The sequence below is a fragment of the Mesorhizobium sp. M0500 genome, from assembly GCF_040321165.1.
Classification (GTDB): domain Bacteria; phylum Pseudomonadota; class Alphaproteobacteria; order Rhizobiales; family Rhizobiaceae; genus Mesorhizobium.
Genome location: NZ_JAMYRB010000015.1, coordinates 32,865 through 56,930 on the forward strand (window position 1 = coordinate 32,865; position 24,066 = coordinate 56,930).

Below are 24,066 nucleotides of genomic sequence, written 5' to 3' on the forward strand. Positions count from 1 at the left end.
TACCGGGCGCCCGGCAAACGTTCCATCTTACCGCTTGCGCAAATCTGCTTGCGCCAGGTCGAGCGCCGTGGCGATGCGGTCGCAGGCCATGTCGATCGTCTCGCGCGTCCAGATCAGCGGCGGCGACAGGATCATCGTGTCGCCGGTAGCGCGCAGCATCATGCCCTGGACAATCGCGTGGTCGCGAACCATCACCGCCGCGCTGCCGGCCGGCAGGAAGCGCTCCTTGGTCACCTTGTCCTTGACGATCTCGATCGCCCCCATCAGCCCGAACGAGCGCACCTCGCCGACCAGATCGTGCCCACCGAGACGTTCCTGCAGGGCCCTGGCGAAGTAAGGCCCGGTGTCGTTCCTCACGCGCTCGACCAGGCCTTCGCGCTCGATGATCTCGAGGTTCTTCAGCGCCACCGCGCAGGCCACCGGATGCCCGGCATAGGTGTAGCCGTGATAGAATTCGCCGCCCTTTTCGACCAGCGTCGCCGCGATGCGGTCGCCGACCAGCAGCGCCGACAGCGGCTGATAGCCAGAGGTCAGCGCCTTGGCCGTGGTGATGGTGTCGGGCTCGACATCGAAGGCTTGTGCGGCGAACCACTCGCCTGTGCGGCCATATCCGGTGATGACCTCGTCCAGCATCAGCAGGACATCGTATTTGCGGCAGATGCGCTGCACCTCCGGCCAATAGCTCATCGGCGGGATCTTCACCCCGCCTGCCCCCATCACCGGCTCGCCGATGAAGGCGGCCACCTTGTCGGCGCCGGCTTCGAGGATCGCGTCCTCGACCGCTTTTGCCGCGCGCAGGCCGAAATCATGGTCGCTTTCGCCGGGCAGTGCGAGCTCATAGGCATAGGGCATCATCACATGGACGATGTTGGGCACGGCGCCGCCGAGCTGCTTGTGCATCAAATCCATGCCGCCGAGCGAGGCGCCGGCGATGGTCGAGCCGTGGTAGCCCATCTTGCGTGAGATGATGCGGTTCTTCTCGGGCCTGCCTTCCAGCACCCAATAGTGACGGACCAGGCGCAGCGCCGTGTCGTTGGCCTCCGAACCGGACGAGCCGTAGAACACCTGGTTGATGTGCCTTGGCGCGATCTCCGCCAGCTTTTTCGACAGCAGAACCGGCGTCGGCGTCGAGCATTTGAAGAAAGAGTTGTAGTAGGGCAATTCCTTCATCTGGGCGTAGGCGGCGTCGGCCAGCTCGTCGCGGCCATAGCCGACATTGACGCACCACAGCCCAGCCATGCCGTCGAGGATTTCCGTCCCTTCGGCATCATAGATGAACGGCCCGTTGGCGTGGGTGATGATGCGCGAGCCGGTCTCGCGCATCTCTTTGTGGTCGGTGAACGGATGAAGGTGATGCGCGGCATCGATCTGCTGAAGCTGCTTCAGCGAATAATTCTGGTAGGTCATGTCTGGTCTTTCCTCTTGAACCAATCCGGCAGCTTTCGCGCCGGGGCGGATTCGTCAGAGGACAGCGGGCGGCGAATAGCCGATGCGAGCGCAGAGCCGCAACAGCTCGGCGCGTAGCGTGCGCGACGACGGCGTCACCGCCACCCCAAATGCGCAACCCGATTTCGCCAGCCGAGCCATGCATGCACCTTAGGCTGCCTCGAGCCCTCAGTTCAAGCCGTGCCGGTCAAGCGACGCCGGTCAATTGGTGCCAGTCAGGGCCCGCTGCAGGAAGACGTACTTCATCGCCGCCTGTGCGGCCTGCGGCCGCCGGTCGCCGCGTCCGCCATGGCCGCCCTCGGTCTCCTCGAAGAACAGCGTCTTGCCGTGGCCGGCCGCCTGCAGCCGTGCCGCCATCTTGCGGGCATGCCCGGGATGGACGCGATCGTCGGCGGTCGAGGTCGTCAGCAACACCGGCGGATAGGCTGCATCCGTGTCTACATGCTGATAGGGCGAATAGGCGGCGAGCCAGGCTGCCTCTTCCGGCTTCGCCGGATCGCCATACTCGGCCATCCATGACGCGCCGGGCGGCAGCTCGGTGTAGCGCAGCATATCGAGCAGCGGCACGTCGATGATCACTGCACCGAACAATTCCGGGTGCTGGGTCAGCGAGACGCCGGTCAGCAAGCCACCATTCGATCCGCCCTGGATGCCCAGTGTGGCGGGCGTAGCGATGCCGCGTTTGACCAGATCTTGCGCGACGGCAGCGAAATCGTCGAAGGCATTCTGGCGATTGGCCTTGAGCGCCGCCTGGTGCCAGTTCGGGCCGAACTCGCCGCCGCCGCGGATGTTGGCCTGCACATAGGCATTGCCCTTCTCCAGCCACAGCCTGCCGCGTACGCCGGCATAGCCGGGCAGCAGCGGCACTTCGAAGCCGCCATAGCCGTAAAGCAATGTCGGCACGGGTCCATGCAAGTCGCGCCTCCTGACGACGAAGTACGGGATCATCGTGCCATCCTTCGAGCGCGCCTCGAACTGTTCGGAGAGCAGGGACGACGCGTCGAAACGCGCCGGCTGCGACTTCACCGTTGCCAGCCCCGCGGCGTTGTCGTCCGACCAGATGATCGAGCTCGGCGTCAGGAAATCGGTGAAGGAGAAGGAGACGCTGGAACCGAAATGCTCGGCATGGCTGATGCCGACATTGCCGTTTTCGGGCAACGCCACGGGCTTGAACTCCCAGCCGCTGTCGCTGCGCTTGCCGGCGACGACCTTGCCGCGCACATTGTCCATCAAATTGATGAACAGCCGGTCCTGCGTGCGGGCAATGCCGGCGATCGAGACGCGGTGCGCCGGCTCGAGCACGGTATCGAGGGATCCGAATAGCCCGGTTTCGATCCAGCGCTCGAAATCGAGTGAATAGAGTCCGTCGGGCTTACACAGCGTGCCGTCCGGCGCAGTCCACGGGGTACGCACGCCAAAGACGAGCTGGCCTTTGAACAGCGCCGTATCGGTGACGTCGTCCGGCAACGGGATGCGCCTGTTTCCGCCGGAAGGCAGCCGCAGGAAGCTGTGCGAGGCGAAGAAGTCGATGGTCCGGGCGAGGAAGACATGACGCTTGTCGCCGTCGAATTCGACGGACCCGCCGGCGGCAAGATCCTGCTTCAGCGCCTCGAAGATCGGCATCGCCGCTTCCAGTGGCGTGCCGCGCCGCCAAAGCTTGACCACGCGCGGATAACCGGACTGGGTCTTGTCGTCCTCCTCGAAGGCGGCGGAAACGATAACCGTGTCCTCGTCCAGCCAGCTAAAGCTCGATTTCGAGGCAGGAGCGCGAAAGCCGCCATCGACGAACGATCTGCTTTCGATATCGAATTCGCGCATCTCGCTGGCATCGCCGCCATCCGGCGACAGGTTGAGCAGGCAGCGGCTGAAGTCGGGGTAGAGCCGGCTGGCGCCGCTGAACACCCATTTCACCCCCTCTTTCGCCGCCAGACTGTCGAAGTCGATGATCGTCTGCCATTCCGGCTTGTCGGTCTTGTAGGAGGCGACGGTGGTGCGCCGCCAGAGGCCGAGTACGTTCGTCCGGTCCTGCCAGAAATTATAGACATAGCCGTTGATAGCGGCCCCGACGGCGATGTTATCCTCGGCTGTCATCAGGTCGAGCGCCGTCTCGAACGACGTCTGATAGGACGGATCACCCTGCAGCTCCCCGACCGTAACTGCATTTTGGTGATGCACCCAGTCGAGCGCCTGCTTGCCCCTCCTGTCCTCAAGCCAGAGAAACGGGTCTTCGGCCGCCGAACCCGGCTGGCCCTTGGTATTCGATTTGGTCATGAGGTCTCCGGTTGAGTCGGGTGGCGACATAGCCAAGATCGACATGGGGCCGCTTACATTCAAGCCATTCGTCAGAAACGGCGGCTTTCTGGCATTCACACCATCCGTCTTCGAATGACCGTTACAACTGCCAGCGCCAGGCAAATGGCACCGAGCGTCATTGGCAGGCCGCCGGCGCCAACAACATCCATGGCGCTGCCCGCCAGCGGCGGCACGGCGATGCCGCCGACGCCCCACATTAGCGAGAAGGCGGCGTTGCCGGCGACCAGTGCCGAGCCGGTGAACCGCTCGCCGAGTTCAATGATCGACATCGTGTAAATGCCGTAGGAAACCGCGCCCCAGATGAAGACGCACGGCCAGATCAGCGGCGTCTCGATGAGAACCGGCAACAGAACGCATCCCAGCACCGTCATCGAAACACAGATGAACCGCACCAGCCGCGCCGTCAGTCGTTCCGCCAGCAGGCCGAGCGGCACCTGCATAGCGATGTTGCCGGCGATCATCACCGACAGCAGCGCCGACATGCGCGCTTCGGCGATGCCATAATGTGTTCCGTAGACCGGCAGCAAGGCGAGCACCGCCTGTTCGAAACCGGCGGCCACGATCACTGCCGATAACAGCAGCCACGCCTGCGGCACGAACCCCAGCACCGAAACGCGGTGCCCGCTCTCGTCGACCTTGGGCAGCCGTGCCAGCACCGAGGCGAGGCAGGCGCCGCAAAACAGAAATGCGGCGATGCCGACGAGGAACGGCGGCCATCCCTCGGTGCCGACCGCAAGCAGGCACAGCGGCCCCGCCGCAAAGCCCGCCGAAATGATGGTCGAATAGATGCCCATGACGCGGCCGCGGCGTGTCGGCGGCGCCAGTGCGATCACCCAGACTTCGCTCAGCACGTAGAGCGGGTTGGTGACGGCGCCGATCAAAAAGCGCAGAGGAAACCACAGATAGACATTTTGCGTCCAGCCGATCAGCGCCAGCACCAGCGCGGAAAGTGCCGCGCAAGTAAGCGCGGTGCGCCCTGCCCCGAAACGCCGCGCCAGCGCCGGAACCAGCGGCGACGAGACGATGAAGCCGATCGGCGTCATTGCCGCCGACAGGCCGATCATGGCCGGCGAAACGCCCTGGCGCTGCAGGATGAAGCTCAACAGCGGATAGCTCAGCCCTTGCGCGATGGCGAACACCGAGACGGTGGCGATCACGCCGGTGATCGCCGCCCATTGCACTGTCTCGCCGCTGTCCTGTTTCGCCCGGTCCATGATGCAGGACTAGCGTTTCGCTTTCATCGCGGTAAGCACCGGCAACGAAAACCGCTTGCGCCAGCCGGAAGAGATAAGAGCCTGACGATCCCTCCGGCTGCCCTTCAGGCATGTCGCTTCCCTCGTCCTAGTGGTCGCCGCCTCCGCAATGGCTGGCCGGCCGGCAGTCCATTATGCCGCCGCATTGCCGCAGCGTACGAGGACTATCATGACCGCCGCCCTTCAGCCCGCCGAACCTGCATTGGCAAACGACCGCGCCCGTCGCGGCGGCCGCGCGGGAAAGCGTGCCGGCGGATCGGCGGCGTTCGAGCAGCCGCCGTTTCGGCAGTTGAAGAACCCGCTGGCGCCGACCCGGCTGGTTTCCGACGACGAGCTGGAATCTATCCACCTCGCCTCTCTGCGCGTGCTGCGGGAAATCGGCGTCGACGTGCTGCATGACGAAGCCCGGCGCATCATGAAGGCGCATGGCGCCGATGTCCGCGAAGGCAGCGAGCGGGTGCGCTTCGACAGTGACATGATCCTGGAACTGGTTGCGCACTGCCCGCCGGAATTCACCATCCACGCCCGCAACCCGGCGCACAACGTGCGCTTCGGCGGCGATAATCTGATCATCTCGATGATGGCGTCGGCGCCCAATTGCTCCGACGTCGACCGCGGCCGCCGGCCGGGCAACCAGCAGGACTACCGCAACTTCCTCAAGCTTGCGCAGATGCACAACATATTGAACTGCACGGGCGGCTATCCGGTCGAGCCGATCGACATCCATCCGTCCGTCCGCCACCTTGAATGCATCCGTGACCTCGCCACGCTGACCGACAAGATGTTCCACATCTATTCGCTCGGCAAGGAGCGCAACGTCGACGGCATCGAGATCACCAGGATCGCACGTGGCATCAGCCATGAGCAGTTGCTTGCAGAGCCGTCGGTATTCACCATCATCAACACCAATTCGCCGCTCAAGCTCGACGTGCCGATGATGGAAGGCATCATCCAGATGTCGAGCAAGGGCCAGGTGGTCATCGTGACGCCGTTCACCCTGTCCGGCGCCATGGCGCCGGTGACGATTGCCGGCGCGCTGGTGCAGCAGAATGCCGAGGCGCTGTCCGGCATCGCCTTTGCGCAGATGGTGCGCAAGGGCGCGCCTGTCGGCTACGGCGGCTTCACCTCGAACGTCGATATGAAGTCCGGCGCGCCGGCCTTCGGCACGCCGGAATATATGAAGGCGCAGCTGGTCGGCGGGCAGCTCGCCCGCCGCTACAACATCCCCTACCGCACCTCCAACACCTGCGCCGCCAACACGGTCGATGCGCAGGCCGCCTATGAAAGCGTGTTCTCACTGTGGGGCGCCATCCAGGGCGGCGGCAATCTGATGATGCATGCGGCCGGCTGGCTGGAAGGCGGCCTGCGCTGCTCCTACGAGAAGACCATCCTCGACATAGACCTGTTGCAGATGGTCGCCGAGTTCCTGACGCCGCTCGATCTTTCCGAGGAAGCACTCGGTTTCGACGCCATACAGTCCGTCGGCCCCGGCGGCCATTTCTTCGGCACCCAGCACACGCAGGACCGCTACAAGACCGCGTTCTATGCGCCTATTATCTCGGACTGGCGCAATTTCGAGAGTTGGGCGGAGGCCGGGTCGCCGACGGCGCTCGAAAAGGCCAATCGCGTCTGGAAGGAACGGCTGGCCTCCTATGAAGAGCCTTACATGGATCCGGCAATCAGGGAGGAGCTCAACGCTTTCGTCGACAAGCGCCGGGCCGAAGGCGGCGCGCCGACCGATTTCTGATCATCTGATGAGTAGTCGACCCCCACTCCGTCTTGATGGCAGGCTGGCCGGAAACATCGCTGTATCCGATCTCCGCTTTGTTTTCGCGCCCCGCTCACTCGATTCAATCTCTTCAAAAACGGAATTATCTTCATGAAATCTCATGCAAAAGCGGTTGTCATCGGCGGCGGGGTCGTTGGCTGCTCGGTGCTCTATCATCTGGCCAAGGCTGGCTGGAACGACATCATGCTGATCGAGCGTTCGGAGCTCACTTCCGGCTCGTCCTGGCATGCGGCGGGCGGCTTCCATACGCTGAACGGCGATCCCAACGTCGCCAAGCTGCAGGCCTACACGGTGCAGCTTTACAAGGAGATCGAGGAGATTTCCGGCCAATCCTGCTCGCTGCACCTGACCGGCGGCGTGATGATGGCTGACACGCCCGAGCGCATGGACTTCTTGCGGCTCGCCCACGCCAAGGGCCGCTATCTCGGCATGGACACCGAACTGATCACGCCGTCCGAAGCCAAGGCGATGTTCCCGCTGATGGACGAGACGAATTTCGTCGGCGCCATGTGGGATCCAGTCGAGGGTCATCTCGACCCTTCCGGCACCACCCATGCCTATGCCAAGGCCGCCAGGAAGCTAGGCGCCGAGATCGTACTGCGCAACCGCGTCGTGGAACTGACGCAGGAGGTCGACGGCACCTGGAACGTCGTCACTGAGCAAGGCACAGTCAAAGCCGAGCATGTGGTTAACTGCGGCGGCCTGTGGGCGCGCGAGATCGGTCGCATGGTCGGCGTCGAACTGCCGGTGCTGGCCATGGAGCACATGTATCTCCTGACCGAGCCGATGCCGGAGGTCGAGGAATTCAACAAGTCGACCGGCCGCGAGATGATTGGCGTGCTCGATTTCAAGGGCGAGATCTATACCCGCCAGGAGCGCAACGGCATCCTGCTCGGCACCTATGAAAAGGCCTGCAAGCCGTGGTCGCCGGTCAGCACGCCCTGGGATTTCGGCCACGAGCTGCTGCAGCCAGACATCGACCGCATCGCGCCGTCGCTCGAGATCGGCTTCAAGCATTTCCCCGGCATCGAGAAGGCCGGCATCAAGCAGATCATCAACGGCCCCTTCACCTTCGCGCTGGACGGCAACCCGCTGGTCGGCCCGGTGCAGGGCCTGACCAATTTCTGGTGCGCCTGCGCCGTCATGGCCGGCTTCAGCCAGGGCGGCGGCGTCGGCCTGGCGCTGTCGAACTGGATGGTCCATGGCGACCCCGGCTTCGACGTCTGGGGCATGGACGTTGCGCGCTTCGGCGAATGGGCAACGCTGCGCTATACCAACGCAAAGGTCCGCGAAAATTATTCGCGCCGCTTCTCCATCCGCTTTCCCAACGAGGAATTACCGGCGGCAAGACCAGCGCAGACGACCCCGCTTTACGACACCATGCTCGCCAACAACGCCGTCATGGGCGACAGCTGGGGTCTCGAAACCCCGCTCTGGTTCGCGCCGAAAGGCTCGGAGCCGAAGGACGTCGTGTCCTTCCACCGCTCCAATGATTTCCGCCCGATCGGCGAGGAAGTGCGCGCCACCCGCGAGAGGGTCGGCGTCACCGAGATCGCCAACTTCGCCAAATACGAAGTCTCCGGGCCAGGGGCCGAGGACTTCCTCAACCGTCTGATGACCAATCGCATGCCGAAGACCGGCCGCATCGTGCTGACGCCCATGCTGAACGAGTTCGGCCGGCTGATCGGGGACTTCACCATTGCCAAGGCGGGCCCAAGGGGTGGGGAAGACCGCTTCATGATATGGGGTTCTTCGGCAGCGCAAAAATACCACATGCGCTGGTTCGAGAAGCATCTGCCGAAGGACGGTCCAAGGGCGTCAGAGGTGCGCATCCACCGCTTCGACCAGACGCTGGTCGGGTTGTCGATCGCCGGGCCGAAATCCCGCGACCTGCTGCAGAAACTGGTCGATGTCGACATCTCGACCAAGGCCTTCCGCTTCATGGATTTCCGCGAGATGGCGGTCGGCGGAGCGCCCTGCATGGTCAACCGGATCACCTACACCGGCGACCTCGGCTATGAGATCTGGATGGCGCCTGCCTACCAGCGCCTGGTCTACAAGGCAATCAAGGAGGCTGGCGAAGAGTTTGGCCTTGTCGATTTCGGCATGCGGGCTTTGCTCTCGATGCGCCTTGAGAAGAACTTCCCGACCTGGTTCCGCGAGTTACGTCCGATCTACGGACCGTTCGAAGGCTCGATGGACCGCTTCATCAAGCTAGAGAAGAACGACTTCATCGGCCGGGAAGCAGCGGCCAAGGAACAGGCAGAAGGGCCGAAACTGCGCCGTGTCTCCTTCATCGTCGATGCCGCGGATGCAGACGTCATGGGCGACGAGCCGATCTGGGCCAAGGTCGGCGGCAAGGATTACGGCACCGTGGAAAAGCCGCATGGCTATGGCGCGCCGCGCTTCGACGCGGGCGGCAAGGAAGTGCGCGGCTCGAACGCCGCCGAAGGCGCGTCTGCCGTGCGCGGCATTGTCGACGGCGACTGGCGCGTGGTCGGCTGGGTCACCTCCGGCGGCTATGCGCATTATGTCGAGAAGTCGATGGCGCAAGGCTATGTACCGGCAGCGCTTGCCGAGAACGAGAGCGCCGGGCTGTTCGAGATCGAAATCCTCGGGCACCGGCGTCCCGCACGCATCAATGTCGAGCCGCCCTTCGACCCGAGCGGCGAAAAGATGAGGACGTAGGCGCAGCCAGCCGGTCGCATTGTGCGGAGCATACTCTTCATGCTAGCGCAGCCGGCAACACTCTGCTGGCAAGGGCGATGAGATTTCATTGAAGTACAATCTGAGATGGGCCGAGTGGCTGGCCGAGGGACGGATCGGCCCCTTCCCGGCGGCGATCGTCATGGTCGCGGCTTATTTTGCCTTGCAGACCATCATACTGTCCCTGTTGAGCTCTTGGGCGGGAACCGGCGTCGGCATCGATGATGCGGAGCAACTGATCTATGTTCCGCATCTCTGGGCTGGATATGGCGGCTCGCAACCACCTCTCTACACCTGGATCAACTGGCTGGCCGCGCATGTTTTCGGCACCAGTATCTTCACGCTGAAGCTCGTCAAATACTCCGTGCTGTTCCTTGCCGCCTGCAGCGTGTTCGCCGCCATGCGGCGGTTCGGCTACACCAAGGCGACAGCGGCGGCGGCCATGTTCGGCCTGTTTACGATCCCGCAGATCGTCTGGGAATCGCAGCGCGCCTTGTCGCATTCCGTCGCCGTCGTCGGCTTCTGCTCGCTGCTCCTGCTGGCCATGGCCTATCTTCTCGAGCGGCGAAGCATGATCGCCTATGCGGCGTTTGGCCTGGCCACCGCGGCGGCAATTCTTGCCAAATATAATGATGTCTTCCTCGTGGTGGCCCTTGTTGCGGCCGCGCTGTCGCTGCGCGAATGGCGCAGTGCGATTCTCGATCCGAAGTTCGCCATCAGCATAGCGGTCGCGATATTGGTGCTGGCGCCAACCACCTATTGGAGCCTCATGCATCCCGCCGATTTATTGTCGAGAGGCGAGAAGTTCGGAATAGACGCGCAACGGGGGCGCATGGCGGCGGCCTTTGTCGGTGCCGGCAAGTTTATCATGGGAACCTTCAATTTCGCGGTCTTGCCGGTGCTAGTTTCCGCGCTGGCTTTCGGGCTGGCCGGGTTTCGTTTCTCCGAGTGGCACCCGAAAGGTCCGGCTCGGGAAATTCTGTTGCGGCGTACCTTGGCGCTCGGCTTGGCCATGCTTGCAATACTTGTACTGGCCACCGGCGTGACGGTGGTCAAGGACCGCTGGCTGCTACCGGTCCTGTTCATGTTGCCGCTGGCCATCGTCGCCACTATGGAACGGCTGGCGCCGCGCGGCAGGAATGCGCAGCTGCTGGTGATCGCGGCTGGAGCGATCATCGCCGTGCTGCTCGCGCCCGCCACCTGGTACGTCCAGATAAACGGGACCAGTGGCCTCTCGCGGATGATCCGCGTGGATTACCCCGCCCTCTATCGCCAACTGACTGCGGACGGATCGGTCAAAACCGCAATATCTGATGGTGCATGGGTCGGAAACCTGCGGCTGGTCGACGAAAAACTGGTCGCACTTGACCAGGAAGTGCCTAATTTCGAAACGCTGATGCAGGAGCCGGCCGTACTCGTCTGGCTTGACCGCGACGATCCGCGGCCGGTCATTTTGGAGCAGCTCAAAGCGGCCGGCTATGAGCCGGACGGCCAACCACGGCAAATGATGGTTCCGCTGTTGCGCGGCACCGGCAAGTCCGCCCGGGCCGGCGCCTATGTAAGATTGAAGAGAATGGCGGTGGGAGAAGCCACGGCGCCTAAGGAAGGCGTTAGCGGAGGAGCCGAGGGTGGACAGGAACCCCACTGACCGGCCCCGTCATCACCGCAAGATCATGCCGTTCGAGCCCGACGGCTCGAATGATGCGCTGCACAAAAAATCGCGGCTGAAGGCCGCTGAACTCAACCAGCATGCGCTGGGCTATGGAGCGCTGGCGGAAGCCGAATGGCAGGCGGCGGGCATTGCTGCTCCTAACCTGCCCGCCATGCGCCGATACCGGCTCGAGCGCATCCGCGCCGAGCTGAAGCGCCGCGACTATGCGGGAGCCCTGCTCTACGATCCGGTCAACATCCGCTATGCCACCGACGCAACCAACATGCAGCTCTGGGTCGCACACAATCGGACCAGGCATTGTTTCGTTGCCACCGATGGCCCGGTGGTGCTGTTCGACTATTTCTCCTGCGAGCACCTTTCCGATCATTCCGGCGTCGTCGACGAGGTGCGGCCGGCGGTGTCGTGGGCTTATCTGTACAGCGGCGAGCTGACCGGAAAAGTCCGCCGCTGGGCAGCCGGCATCGCCGACCTGGTATTGGAACATGGCGGCGGCAATCGCCGTATCGCCGTCGACCATATCAATCCCGAGGGCATCGAAGAGCTCGCCCGTCTCGGCATCTCGACCGGCAATGGCGAGGCGGTGATGGAAAATGCGCGGCTGATAAAATCACCCGACGAGATCCTTGCCATGCGCCGGGCGATCGCCGCTTGCGAGGCGGCAATGGGCGAGATGGAGAAGGCGCTGAGGCCTGGCATCTCCGAGAACGAATTGTGGGCCGAACTCCATCGCGGCAACATCGCGCGCGGCGGCGAATGGATCGAAACCCGGCTCCTGTCGTCGGGTCCGCGCACCAATCCATGGTTCCAGGAGTGTTCGTCGCGGACGATCAAGGCCGGCGAGCTCGTCGCTTTCGACACCGACCTGATCGGTCCTTACGGCTTCTGCGCCGACCTTTCGCGCACCTGGCTTTGCGGTGACGCGCCGCCGTCGCATGAGCAGCGCGACCTGTTCCGCATCGCCGCCGACCAGATCGCCCACAACACGGAGCTGATGCGGTCGGGCATATCGTTCCGCGACCTCGTCGAGGGCTCGTCAGTGCCACCGGGAGACTGCTTCCCGGCCCGTTACGGGGTGCTCTATCACGGCGTCGGCCTTGCCGACGAATACCCGACTTTGCCGCATGCTAGCGACTGGACCGACGACACACCGGACGGAGTGCTCGAACCTGGCATGGTGCTGTGCGTCGAGAGCTATATCGGTCGGCTTGGCGGCTACGAAGGCGTCAAGATCGAAGAACAGATCCTGATCACTGAAACCGGCAACGAGAAGCTTTCGACCTACCCGCTCGACAATCGGCTGCTTGGCGGCTGAGCGACGCTAGCATGTCGCGCAAAAGTGTGCAGCGGCTTTGCGATAACGACATGCATAAAACAAGAATCTAAAGCGCGTCGCATGAGGCCGACCGAACGCGACGCGCTTTACGTGAGCGCCGCGATCGCCTCGCGCATCGCGGCGACGATCGTTTCCGGCGTCGTCCTGGCGGTGATGAACGGCAAGCCTTTGCGCCGCCTTGTCCAGCCGACGACCGTCACCTTCTGCGCCGCAGGCTCGAAACGCTGCGCCAGCGCCCAGCTCTCGCAATCGATCGCCGCGACGTCCGCCCTGCCCTCGGCAACGGCAACGATCGAAGCACGGTGCCCACAGCTTTCGCTCAGCGCGGAAAAGATATCCAGACTCTCGCCCAATGCTTGCAGGTCGCGGGCTGGCGCGATGATGCCCGACATGGAATCGAGGCTGTTGAAGGTGAAGCGCTTGCTGCGAAGCTGATCGAGCGGAATGACGGCACCGCCGTCGGCCGGCGCCCTTGCCGGCGGTGCCTCGCCCGCCCTCATGACGATGGCGCTCGAATAGAGTTCGCCCTGTCCACCTTCGAAGGCGTCGTAACGCGGCTGGCCGACGAGTTGGACACGCTGCGACAGGCCGAGTTCCATCGGTCCCCAGCAGGTTTGCGCAAAGAGCAGCGCCGGATGCAGCCAGAGCTGGTGAAAATCCAGTTCGTCCGGCGGCAATGTCGCCGGATCGGGCGCGATGGGTTTTCCCTGATCGTCGCGAATACCGCCAGGCACGGGGGGCAAATCGCCGGTGCGGCGGATGATCGTCTCCGGCGCATCGATGCCTTTTTGTCTGAAAGCATCGCGCAGCCGCGCCCATTGCGCGTCGACATCGTCCCGCGCTTCCGGCCAGTCGTACATCGGCAAAGCCGCAATGAATTCGCTCATGCCGGGATTTGACCGTTATGCGGGGAAATTGGCAACGTCAGGAAAGCGTCGTCCGCGCGGCACCGCCTGCAACAACGCAAGAATCATTCTTTCGGCGGCTCGGCGGGTACCGGTGCGCTGCCAAGCCCATTGAGGCTGCGTGCCCTGACGCGCGGCTTGAATGCGCGTCCTGGTTCCGGCATGCGCCGCAGCACGGGATGGACGACCGGCTCCTTCGCCTTGAAGGCATAGGCCTTGAGCAGCGCGAAATAGTTCGGATAGGCGTAGCCATTGTTCATCCGCAGCCATTCGTCGCGGCGGTCGCGAAACACCTTCGGCAGCCTGTACCAGGCCACCGTCGGGCTCTTGTGATGGACGAAATGCAGATTGTTGTTGAGGAACAGGAAGGACAGCGGCGAGCGCTCGACGATGATCGTGCGGCCTTCCGGATGTTCAGACCATTGGTGCTCGGCGTAGGTGCGGATCGAAATCAGCGACTGCCCAAGCCACACCGGCACCAGTATGTAGAGCCATAACGGCATGCCGAAGCCGAACTGCACGACAGGCAGCACCACGACGAGGCCGATCGCATGCAGCAGCCATGCCTTGCGGATGGAATTGTCGCCCGCGGCAACCTGCCTGGCGTCGTCGATGAAAAAGCCGATGCAGGAAAGCCACGGGCCTAGCACCAAACGCCCGATCATCGTGTTGTTGACCTTCAGCAGGAATTTCATCGCCGACGGCAGCTCCTCGTGCTGCCAGAGAGCCTTGTAATAGCTTTCGGGATCATCGAGCGGATCGGTCAGGCGCTCGTCTGCATGGTGGCGCAGATGAATGGTCTTGAATCGGCGAAACGGCCAGACAAGGCCAATCGGCAGGAAAACAAAGGCTTCATTGAGCCGCGCATTCCGGGTTGGGTGGCCGTGCAGGACCTCGTGCATCAGCGAGGATTGTAGCGCCGCAATCAGGGTCAGAAAGGCGAGTGCCAGCAGCGGGTAAGAAGGCCAGAGCAGGAAGCCGGTAGCGAGCCAGCCGCCGTAGCAGAGAAGTGCGAGAAATACGGTCGGCCATTCGATGGTCGCTGCGCCGTGTCGCCTGTTGCCCATGCTCGTCATGCTATCGACCACTGCCTTCCAGTCGCCGGAACCCGTTTGATTCCTGACAACATTGTGTCAGGAGCGTTGCGTCGGCGCAACGCGATAAAGCGCACAACCTGTTGCGATTGCGCATTTTCAGCTGCATATGTTATGTATTGTAAACAAGCTCGTAGATTCATTTGCGCTCGAAACGCCATGTAGAGCGCTTCGGCGCAAAATTTTGCTCACGTCAGGGAGAGTAGAGATTTGGACAAGCGCGACCTGTCGACGATCTTTCGCGAGCGCCTGAAAATGCTCTTGACAAGGTCCGATTTGAACCAGTCGGCCTTCGCCGCCGCGGTTGGCATCGACCGTTCGGCACTGTCGCAGCTGCTCTCCGGCGCCTCGACCCGCCTTCCCCGCGCCGAAACGCTGCTCAACATCGCCGCCGAATTCAAAGTCTCGCTCGACTGGTTGCTCGGCCTCAGCCACGACGAGGGTGTTACCGGCGAAATCCGCGAGAGCCTTGAGATCGAGGAGGCGCCGGACGGCTTCGACCGCACGCTGCTGGCTCGCTGGCATGCCGAGGCGGCGGGAACGAAAATCCGCTACGTGCCGGCCGGCATTCCCGATCTTCTGCGCACCGAGGCGCTTGTCGACTACGAAGCCGTCATCGCCAACAAGAGCCGCGAGGCACAGGCCGGCGAAACGCAGTACCGCATCGACTACAACCGACGGCCCGAAACCGACATGGAAGTCTGTATGCCGCGCCACACGCTGGAGATCTTCGCGCGTGGGCTGGGCGTGTGGGACCGCTTTCCGGAGGCCGACCGCCACCAGCAGCTCCTCCATATGGCGACGCTGCTCGACGACCTCTATCCCACCTTCCGCCTGTTTCTCTATGACGGGCGGATGCGCTATTCGATCCCCTACACCATCTTCGGGCCCTATCGCGCCGCCATTTACGTCGGCGACATGTATCTGGTGCTGAACGCCACGCAGCCGATCCGCACCCTGACCAGCCATTTCGACAATCTGATCCGTGCCGCGGACGTCAACGCGCATGAAGCGGCCAGCTTCACACGAAAGCTGGCGGAGATGCAATTTTGACCGGTTGCTCTACGTGCCGACATTGACGGCACATAAAGAATTCTTTATATCCTTATCTCAGTTATTCTTCCGGGAAGGCGTATTTCACATGACCAATCCGATCGACGCTCTGCTTGCCGAAAAGGGCGTCCTGCTCGCCGATGGCGCCACCGGCACCAATCTGTTCGCCATGGGCCTTGAGGCCGGAGAGGCTCCCGAGCTCTTGAACGAGACCGCGCCCGACACCATCACCAGCCTGCACCAGAACTTTGTCGATGCCGGCGCCGACATCATCCTGACCAACTCTTTTGGCGGCACCCGCCATCGGCTCAAGCTGCACCACGCGCAGGACCGCGTCTATGCGCTGAACAAGCGCGCGGCCGAGATCGCAAGCGCCGTCGCCGGCAACGCTGGCCGCAAGGTGATCGTGGCCGGCTCCGTTGGCCCGACCGGCGAGCTGCTGGTGCCGCTCGGCGCCATGACCTATGACGAGGCGGTCGAAGCCTTTGCCGAGCAGATTGAGGGGCTGAAGGCCGGCGGCGCCGAAGTCGCCTGGATCGAAACCATGTCGGCGCCTGACGAAATCCGCGCCGCCGCCGAAGCCGCCATCCGCGTCGGCCTGCCCTATACCTATACCGGCTCCTTCGACACCGCCGGCCGCACCATGATGGGACTGCTGCCGAAGGACATCCACGGCGTCGTCGACGGCCTGTCGCAGACACCGCTCGGTGTCGGCGCCAATTGCGGTGTCGGCGCCTCCGACATTCTCGCTTCGCTGCTCGACATGACCGAGGCGAAGCCGGAAGCAACGGTGATCGTCAAGGGCAATTGCGGCATTCCCGAATTTCGCGGTGCCGAGATCTACTATTCCGGCACACCCGAGCTGATGGCCGACTATGTGCGCCTCGCCGTCGATGCCGGCGCCAAAATCGTCGGCGGCTGCTGCGGCACCTCGTTCCAGCACCTCGCCGCCATGCGCAAGGCGCTCGATGCGCACACCAAGTCGGATCGCCCGACCGTCGAGCAGATCGTCGAACGCATCGGCCCGATGCGCAACAAGCAGGCTACGGTCAACGTCGCCGAGACCAGCGAAGCCCGCCGCGAGCGGCGCCGCGGACGCGCCTGACGCTTTCGTCTGCGACATGGTCCGCGCGAAGCAGTGCGGCCGCGAAAAAAGGCCGGCAAGGTTTCCCTCGCCGGCCTGCCTCACCCGCCCGTAGGCCGGCTCCCCCTATCAGAACGATCCCATCTGAAGAAACCGGCCGTCATTGCCACTACCGGTTACCGCCGAGCGCCGAGGCAAGGCGCACAAGCGAGAGGAACTCGGACCGGTATCCAAACGGGTCGGCTCCTCTGGCGGCGGTGGCAATCTGCATGATCTTGTCGTAGCCGAACTTCGCGGTCGCATCCTCGTCGCGCAGCTTCTGGCCGAAGGCAGCAACGGCAACGGAGAAACGCTGGTCGGTGCTGGCCTGGTCGAACGACGCCACCTCGTTGGTTGACGTTACCGGCGTGGTGATCAGCTTCGAGGTGTCCTCGTTCGGCAGCTTGTAACGGATCTTGACGAAAGCATATTCGTCGGCATTGGCGACACCGCCATTGTTCACCGAGGCCTGGCCGTAGCGCAGCTGGTCGATCTGTTCGCCGCCGCTGCCCTTAGGCGTGATCTCGTAGATCGCGGTGACTGAATGACCTGAGCCGATCTCGCCGGCATCGACCCGGTCATTGTTGAAATCCTCTCGGTTCAAGGCGCGGGTTTCGTAGCCAATCAGCCGGTACTCCGAGACCTTGTTCGGGTTGAACTCGACCTGGATCTTCACGTCCTTGGCGATGGTGAACAGTGTCGAGGAGGCATCCTCGACCAGCACCTTCTCGGCCTCCGCCAACGTATCGATGTAGGCAGCAGTGCCATTGCCGTTCTGGGCGATGGTCTGCATCATCTGGTCGTTCAGATTGTCGCGGCCGAAGCCGAACACCGACAGGAATACGCCTGTCTTGCGCTCCTTTTCGATCAGCCGCTTCAGGTCGTCGTCGTCGGTCTGGCCGACATTGAAGTCGCCATCGGTGGCGAGCATCACCCGATTGATGCCGTCCTTGACGAAGGATTTCTGCGCCAGCCTGTAGGCTTCCTTGATGCCGGCCTCGCCTGCCGTCGAGCCGCCGGATGTCAGATTGTCGATGGCAGCGAGGATCTTGTCCTTTTCCGAAGCCTTGGTGGGTTCCAGCACGGTACCGGCATCGCCCGCATAGGTGACGATCGAGACGGTGTCGTCAGGTCTCAGCTTGTTGACAAGCAGCCGGAAGGCCGACTGCAGGAGCGGCAGCTTGTCCTGCTCGTTCATCGAGCCCGACACATCGATCAGGAAGACCAGATTGGCCCTGGGCTGCTCGGCCGGCTTCACGTCGAAACCCTTGATTGCGACATGCATCAGCCTGGTGTGCTCGTTCCACGGCGTCGGCATGACGCTGACGGTCGAGTGGAACGGCGTCGAGGCGGAGTCCGGTCCCTTCCAGGCATAAGGGAAGTAGTTGATCATCTCCTCGACGCGAACCGTGTCGGCCTGCGGGATAAAGCCTTCCTTCAGCGAGCGCCGGACGAAGGAATAGGAAGCGGTGTCGACATCGATCGAGAAGGTCGAGACCGGGTCTTCAAGTGCGGCATGCACCGGGTTGGTCTTGAAATTCTCGACGCGGTCGCGGTTTTCCTCTTGCGGCAGCATCTGGTCGGCCGGCGCAGCGGCGGGCTGCTGTGCCATCAGCTTGGGCTCGGCAACCGTGCCAGGCACGCGTCCGACCCGCGCGCCGCCATCGACTGCCGGAGCCGCGGAGCTTGCACCCCCATCCAACGCGAACTCGCCGCTCTGCGCCGGTTCGGGTGCATTGCGGCTGAGCACATCCTGCTGCGTCAGCCCGCCGACCGCGGTCGATTCCGCCTTCGGCGGCGATGTCGGCGCCACAAGCGCCTCGCCGGTGTCGCGGCTTTCACTGTCGGCGTCCGCCTTCTTCTGCTTGTCCGCTTCGGCAACGACCGGCGGTTTGACGGTCGCCGGTTTGTCAGCCAGCGTTTCGGTGATCTTATCCCCGCCGAATTCGGGCCCGCCGAATTTGGATTCCCCCAGCATATAAATGGTAGCGTATCCGGCGATCGGCAGGGCAACGAGCCCGGCAATGGCCGGCGTGGCGAAGAGTTTCTTTTGCATGATTTCGCTCCAGAGCCTTTGTGCTCGCTCTGTGAGACGAAGCCCGCTCACCGATCCTTGGGCGCCCGGCAAAGTTTTTTCTTCCATGTCATAGGCGCGCAGCGCGGCCTGGAGGGCACGCGCCTTTGCGTCCGCGTCCGGCGCCGGTGCTGCGATGTCGCGCAGTCTGTTCAGTTCGTTGTCGTCGACCATGGTCACACTTCCCCGGCTGAACGCATCAGCGTCTTCAGCCGTTTCTTCGCTTCATGGATGTGCCAGGAAACCGTCGTCTCCGAGATCGCCATCGCCTCGGCGGCGGCGGCGTGGCTCAGCCCTTCGCCATAAACCAGCAGCACCGCATCGCGCTGCTTGTCCGGCAGCTTGCGCACCGCTGCCCAGAGCGTCTCGGCCGGGTCTTCCGGCTCAGCCGAGATTTCCCCCGAAATCAGCGCATAGGCGCCATAGGCCTCGGTCTTGACCGTCTCGCGGGCGGTCTTGCGCATCATGTCGCGCGCCGCATTCAGCGTCATGGTGTAGAGCCACGTCGTGAAGGCACCGCTGCCGTGATAGTCGCGGATCGCCCGCCCGAGCCGGACGCAGACTTCCTGGGCGATGTCCTCGGCGTCGGCCTTTTTCCCGCACCAACGATAGGCGGCGCGATAGACGAAACCATAGTGCCTTTCGAGCAACTTGCCGAAAGCACCCCGGTCTCCGCCCTTCGCCCGTCCGATCAGTTCGGCGTCGGAGGCTTCGCTTTCGTCCAGCATCATCGCCATCATTTGCCTGTTGGACGAAGGCTAATGGCGGTTCCTTGGGGCGATGGAAAGAATTTTTTGGCGGGCGGTCACGTCGTAATGGTTGGCGTGCCTTGGCCGAGCGTCTCCGCAAACAGCGTCGTCAGCCGCTTCCAGTGGCGTTCGGCGCCGGCTGCATCGAAGGCACTATGGTCCGGCATGCACCAGCCATGCGCCATGCCGGCATAGTTCTCTATGACATGATCGACCTCGGCGGCGCGCAGTGTTTCGGCCAGCCGCGCCGATTGCTCCGGCGGAAAGCTGCGGTCCACACCGGCAGTGCCGATATAGACCCTTGCCTTGACCGAGGCGGCCTTCCGATGCGGACTGTCGGCTGCGTCACCAGCCAGATTGCCGCCGTGAAAAGTGGCCGCGGCGGCGATGCGATCGGGATAGCTGGCCGCCGCGTTCAGCGCCCGCGCTCCGCCCATGCAATAGCCGACAATGCCGACCGGCCCGGTTAGGCCCTGGGCAGCGAGCACATCGAGGAAAGCGCCGCTGTCGCGGATCGTCATCTCCTGGGTCGTGCCGCCCAGGAGACCTGTGATGGCGGCCTTGCTCCTCTCGTCGCCGAACGCAGTCTTGGGATCGAACGGACCGTAGGGCGCATTGCGGTAAAAAAGGTCCGGCACAAGCACCGCATAGCCCTCGCCCGTAAGCCGCTCCGCCATCTGATCAAGCGCCGGTCGCGGACCGAAAACGTCCATGTAGAGGATGATCGCTGCCTTGGCTGGGGCCGCCGAACGGTACAGCCGGGCCTTGGCAATGCCGTCGCTTGTCTTGATCTGCATCGCTTGCGTGGCCATCATCCGCTCCGTTGATCTGACGTGCGATAGATACCCGCGGTGACCGTCGCGGCAAGCTGTAATGAGGCGATCTGCTTCAAGATTTCGTGCGGCATTCGGCGACGCTACAGACGCGCGAATGCTGCCATGTGAAAGGCCTGAACCTCGGCCGGATAGCGATAATCGGTAGCGTAAGGACAGGCGTTGCGTTCGAGGCAGCCGCCGGTCCGGCAGGGCGCGCCGTTTTGCCCGCGCACATGGGCCAGACAGGTTTCATGTGCAAAACCATTCGCAGAATAAGCCTCGACCGGACAGGATTTCAGGCAAGGTTTTTCCAAACATGTATCGCAAAGGTGAATCACGTCGTGGGGTTCTTGGAGCGCAATCTCATTTTCGAACAGCAGCGCGCCGCGATAGGCATGCCAGAGCCCGTATTTCGGATGCATGAGAATGCCGAGCGGCGACGGCTTCAGCCCCTCCGCACGCATCGCCCATTGCTGGAACGGCAGATAAGGCCTGTCGGACGGTGACACGGCGCGCGCCCCGAATTTTCCGGCCACCGCGCCGATCACTTCGCGCGACCATCTGTCGAGCGGATCGTCGATCGGCTGTGACTGTTTCTCCAACCAGCGCAGGAAGTGCGGCCAAGGTGCGGCACCCGCCTGCCCCACCAGCAGCACGGATTTGGCGGCGACGCCGGAGAGACCGGAGGGTGTTTCTTCACCACCTGCAAAATTGAAGCCGCCGCGAAGCATGAGGCCGGAGGCGGAAAGCGCTGCCGCGATGGTTTCAGTCATGCCGCGCTCGGGATCACCCCTTCTTGTCCGGGTCGGAGAAGGCACTCCGCCAGACTTCCTTGTGGATGATGTTGGCGACTTTAGCCCCGCCTGATTCGGGCTCCTTTCAGGTGAAGGCGTCGGCCATCGACGACTTCTTCCTGGCGATGAAGTCCTTCAGCCCATCGTCGATGCCCGGATCGAGATACGGCGCCTCGTAGCTTTCGAGCCAGCGGCGCGCGAGCTCGTTGGCGCGCTGCGGCGCGGTTTTTTCGCCTTCGGCCAGCCACTGCTCGTAGGAATTGTTATCGGCGATGTTGGAGCGGTAGAACGCGGTCTGGAAATTGGCCTGGGTGTGATCGCAGCCGAGATAGTGGCTGCCTGGGCCGACCTGGCGGATGGCATCCATCGCCTGGCCGTTTTCCGACAGGTCGACACCCTCGGAGAACTTCTGCGTCATGCCGAGCTGGTCGATGTCCATCATGAATTTTTCGTAGCAGGAGGCGAGACCGCCCTCGAGCCAGCCGGCCGAATGCAGCACGAAGTTGGTGCCGGCGAGGATCGTCGAGTTGAGCGTGTTGGCGCTCTCGTAGGCGGCCTGCGCATCGGGGATTTTTGAAGCACAGAGCGAACCGCCGGTGCGAAACGGCAGGCCGAGCCGACGGGCAAGCTGTGCGGCGCCATACGAGACAAGCGACGGCTCCGGCGTGCCGAAGGTCGGCGCGCCAGACTGCATTGAGATCGACGAGGCGAAGGTGCCGAACAGCACCGGCGCACCCGGCCGGATCAGCTGTGTGAACGACGCCCCGGCCAGAACCTCGGCCAAAACCTGGGTCAGCGTGCCGGCGACCGTCACCGGGCTCATCGCACCGGCAAGGATGAACGGCGTGACGATGCAGGCCTGATTGTGGCGCGAATAGACCTTCAGCGCTCCCAGCATGGTCTCGTCGAAGACCATCGGCGAGTTGGCATTGATCAGGCTGGTCAGCACCGTGTTGTTCTCGACGAAATCGTCACCAAACACGATCTTGGCCATCGCCACCGTATCTTCAGCGCGCTCGGGCGCGGTCACCGAGCCCATGAACGGCTTGTCCGAATATTTGATATGGCTGTAGACCATGTCGAGATGCCGTTTGTTGACCGGCACGTCGACCGGCTCGCAAACCGTGCCGCCCGAATGATGGATCGACGGCGCCATATAGGCGAGTTTCACGAAATTCCGGAAATCCTCGATCGTCGCATAGCGCCTGACGCCGTCGAGATCGCGCACGAAGGGCGGTCCATAGACCGGCGCGAACACTGTCGCGTTGCCGCCGATCTGCACCGAGCGCTCGCCGTTGCGGGCGTGCTGGGTATAGACGGACGGAGCGGTCTTCAACAGCGAGCGGCAGAGGCCCTTGGGGAAATGCACCCGCTCGCCCTTGACGTCGGCGCCCGCCTCTTTCCAAAGCTGCAGCGCCTCGGCGTCGTCGCGGAAGATGATGCCGATCTCCTCCAGCACCGTGTCGGTGTTCTTTTCGATCAGCGCCAGCCCTTCCTCGTCCAGCACTTCATAGACGTTGATCTTGCGCTTGATATAGGTGAGCTGTGTGCCGGGGCCGCCGCCCGAACGTGCAGCCCGTCGGGCTGCGGCGCCACCGCTGGCAGCGCGCCCGCGCCGTGCGTTTGACGCTTCCTGATCGACCGGCGCGTTCTCACTCATAATCGTTCTTCCCTGGCTTTCGTTCTGGCCTGATTTACTCCGGCCGGGCTCTTGCACCGGCCTGAAATCCGTTTGCGGCCGCATATTGCGGTCTCTGGCCGGATCGTAGCCATGCACCCTATTCGAAACGGCCCGCCAGCGCCAACGCCTGTCGCAAAATCGACAAGAATTCCAAGAGATTTACGGTCGCTTTCGTTTTGCGGGAAGTCGCAAATCAGCTATGGACAACCGGCCCGTGCGGGTTAGGTATTGACGCGATATTTTTAAGCTGCCGCAACAGTTGTAGCCGGCAAGGAGCCTGAGAAAAAATGGCCGACGACGAGATCATCCTTTCGGAACTCTCCGACGACGAGTTGGTGCAGCAGATGCACGACGATCTTTATGACGGGTTGAAGGAAGAAATCGAGGAAGGCACCAATATCCTTCTCGAGCGCGGCTGGGCGCCTTACAAGGTGTTAACCGAGGCTCTGGTCGAGGGCATGCGCATCGTCGGCGAGGACTTCCGCGACGGCATCCTGTTCGTTCCCGAAGTGCTGCTGTCGGCCAACGCGATGAAGGCCGGCATGTTCATCCTGCGTCCGCTGCTTGTCGCCACCGGCGCGCCGAAGCAGGGTAAGATGGTGATCGGCACCGTCAAGGGCGACATCCATGACATCGGCAAGAATCTGGTCGGCATGATGATGGAAGGCGCCGGCTTCGATGTCATTGACCTCGGCATCAACAATGCGGTCGAAAAATATCTCGATGCCATCGAAAAGCACCAGCCCGACATCATCGGCATGTCGGCGCTGCTGACGACGACCATGCCTTACATGAAAGTCGTCATCGATACGATGAAGGAAAAGGGCATTCGCGATGACTATGTCGTGCTGGTCGGCGGCGCACCGCTCAACGAGGAATTCGGCAAAGCCGTCGGCGCCGACGCCTATTGCCGCGACGCCGCGGTGGCGGTCGAGACCGCCAAGGACTTCATGAAGCGCAAGCACAACGTCCGCGCTTCGGCCTGAGCCAATAAGTCCGGCACCGACGAGAAAAGCCGCGCCTTGCAGTGCGGCTTTTTTATTCCCAAATATTTAGAGCCGTGCGGATCAGGGTTTCTTGACGGTATCGTCAACAGCCTTCGCAGTGGATTTGATATCCTTACCGACGCCGCGCACCGTGTTGGCGCAGGCCGAAACAGCCAAGGCGCAGGCGAGAATAGCGATTGGCGCGACGCGGAACAATTTCATGAATGGTGTCTCCCTCAGGATATAAATTCGCTGGACAGCAACGAAGATGGATTAGACT

18 protein-coding genes are annotated in these 24,066 nt (G+C 62.8%); 7 read left to right on the forward strand and 11 right to left on the reverse strand.

Annotated features, from left to right (window positions below; genetic code table 11):
• Window positions 1-27: 27 nt before the first annotated feature.
• From NKI70_RS23190 to NKI70_RS23200, 3 genes are all read right to left on the reverse strand, one after another.
• Complete coding sequence (locus NKI70_RS23190; protein WP_023676490.1) at window positions 28-1,407, reverse strand: aspartate aminotransferase family protein; 1,380 nt, start codon at window positions 1,405-1,407, stop codon at window positions 28-30.
• A 240-nt stretch (window positions 1,408-1,647) separates the two neighbouring features.
• Entirely contained in the window at window positions 1,648-3,717 is a 2,070-nt protein-coding gene (locus NKI70_RS23195) for a prolyl oligopeptidase family serine peptidase (protein WP_352587681.1), read from the reverse strand.
• Between the two features lie 95 nt (window positions 3,718-3,812).
• The gene (locus NKI70_RS23200; RefSeq protein ID WP_023676492.1) at window positions 3,813-4,973 is read right to left on the reverse strand and encodes an MFS transporter; all 1,161 of its coding nucleotides are present in this window, start codon (window positions 4,971-4,973) and stop codon (window positions 3,813-3,815) included.
• Window positions 4,974-5,181: 208 nt separating this feature from the next.
• On the opposite strand from NKI70_RS23200, the gene NKI70_RS23205 reads away from it, so the two are divergent.
• From NKI70_RS23205 to NKI70_RS23220, 4 genes are all read left to right on the forward strand, one after another.
• Window positions 5,182-6,759: a trimethylamine methyltransferase family protein gene (locus NKI70_RS23205; RefSeq protein ID WP_023676493.1), complete on the forward strand. Its 1,578-nt coding sequence runs from the start codon at window positions 5,182-5,184 to the stop codon at window positions 6,757-6,759.
• Window positions 6,760-6,891: 132 nt separating this feature from the next.
• Entirely contained in the window at window positions 6,892-9,489 is a 2,598-nt protein-coding gene (locus NKI70_RS23210) for a GcvT family protein (RefSeq protein ID WP_023676494.1), read from the forward strand.
• Window positions 9,490-9,577: 88 nt separating this feature from the next.
• Window positions 9,578-11,155 (forward strand): ArnT family glycosyltransferase, encoded by a 1,578-nt coding sequence (locus tag NKI70_RS23215; protein ID WP_352700438.1) that lies wholly within the window; start codon window positions 9,578-9,580, stop codon window positions 11,153-11,155.
• Between the two features lie 25 nt (window positions 11,156-11,180).
• Window positions 11,181-12,491, forward strand: a complete 1,311-nt coding sequence (locus tag NKI70_RS23220; protein WP_352724952.1) for a M24 family metallopeptidase — start codon at window positions 11,181-11,183, stop codon at window positions 12,489-12,491.
• A gap of 107 nt (window positions 12,492-12,598) precedes the next feature.
• On the opposite strand, the gene NKI70_RS23225 is transcribed toward NKI70_RS23220, so the two are convergent.
• Both NKI70_RS23225 and NKI70_RS23230 read right to left on the reverse strand, forming a co-directional pair.
• A complete protein-coding gene (locus tag NKI70_RS23225; RefSeq protein WP_023676497.1) occupies window positions 12,599-13,399 on the reverse strand; it encodes a phosphate/phosphite/phosphonate ABC transporter substrate-binding protein in 801 nt (266 codons plus the stop codon).
• A gap of 83 nt (window positions 13,400-13,482) precedes the next feature.
• Complete coding sequence (locus NKI70_RS23230; protein WP_352700440.1) at window positions 13,483-14,493, reverse strand: fatty acid desaturase; 1,011 nt, start codon at window positions 14,491-14,493, stop codon at window positions 13,483-13,485.
• A gap of 228 nt (window positions 14,494-14,721) precedes the next feature.
• Here NKI70_RS23230 and NKI70_RS23235 point away from each other — a divergent pair, with 228 nt between their 5' ends.
• Both NKI70_RS23235 and bmt read left to right on the forward strand, forming a co-directional pair.
• Window positions 14,722-15,564 carry a helix-turn-helix domain-containing protein gene (locus NKI70_RS23235; protein WP_023676499.1) on the forward strand — a complete coding sequence of 281 codons (843 nt, stop codon included), beginning with the start codon at window positions 14,722-14,724 and terminating at the stop codon, window positions 15,562-15,564.
• Window positions 15,565-15,652: 88 nt separating this feature from the next.
• A complete protein-coding gene (bmt, locus tag NKI70_RS23240) occupies window positions 15,653-16,669 on the forward strand; it encodes a betaine--homocysteine S-methyltransferase (RefSeq protein WP_352454606.1) in 1,017 nt (338 codons plus the stop codon).
• 148 nt (window positions 16,670-16,817) lie between these two features.
• Here bmt and NKI70_RS23245 read toward each other — a convergent pair whose 3' ends face one another.
• From NKI70_RS23245 to NKI70_RS23265, 5 genes are all read right to left on the reverse strand, one after another.
• Window positions 16,818-18,935: a vWA domain-containing protein gene (locus NKI70_RS23245; RefSeq protein WP_023676501.1), complete on the reverse strand. Its 2,118-nt coding sequence runs from the start codon at window positions 18,933-18,935 to the stop codon at window positions 16,818-16,820.
• Window positions 18,936-18,937: 2 nt separating this feature from the next.
• Window positions 18,938-19,498, reverse strand: a complete 561-nt coding sequence (locus tag NKI70_RS23250; protein ID WP_023676502.1) for an RNA polymerase sigma factor — start codon at window positions 19,496-19,498, stop codon at window positions 18,938-18,940.
• Between the two features lie 68 nt (window positions 19,499-19,566).
• Entirely contained in the window at window positions 19,567-20,322 is a 756-nt protein-coding gene (locus NKI70_RS23255) for a dienelactone hydrolase family protein (RefSeq protein WP_023676503.1), read from the reverse strand.
• Window positions 20,323-20,426: 104 nt separating this feature from the next.
• On the reverse strand, window positions 20,427-21,056 hold the full coding sequence (locus NKI70_RS23260) for a hypothetical protein (RefSeq protein WP_352587665.1): 630 nt from the start codon (window positions 21,054-21,056) through the stop codon (window positions 20,427-20,429).
• A 148-nt stretch (window positions 21,057-21,204) separates the two neighbouring features.
• Window positions 21,205-22,779 (reverse strand): trimethylamine methyltransferase family protein, encoded by a 1,575-nt coding sequence (locus NKI70_RS23265; RefSeq protein ID WP_352587662.1) that lies wholly within the window; start codon window positions 22,777-22,779, stop codon window positions 21,205-21,207.
• Window positions 22,780-23,087: 308 nt separating this feature from the next.
• On the opposite strand from NKI70_RS23265, the gene NKI70_RS23270 reads away from it, so the two are divergent.
• Complete coding sequence (locus NKI70_RS23270) at window positions 23,088-23,786, forward strand: cobalamin B12-binding domain-containing protein (RefSeq protein ID WP_023676506.1); 699 nt, start codon at window positions 23,088-23,090, stop codon at window positions 23,784-23,786.
• A gap of 81 nt (window positions 23,787-23,867) precedes the next feature.
• Here NKI70_RS23270 and NKI70_RS23275 read toward each other — a convergent pair whose 3' ends face one another.
• Entirely contained in the window at window positions 23,868-24,008 is a 141-nt protein-coding gene (locus NKI70_RS23275; RefSeq protein ID WP_023676507.1) for an entericidin A/B family lipoprotein, read from the reverse strand.
• Between the last annotated feature and the right edge of the window lie 58 nt (window positions 24,009-24,066).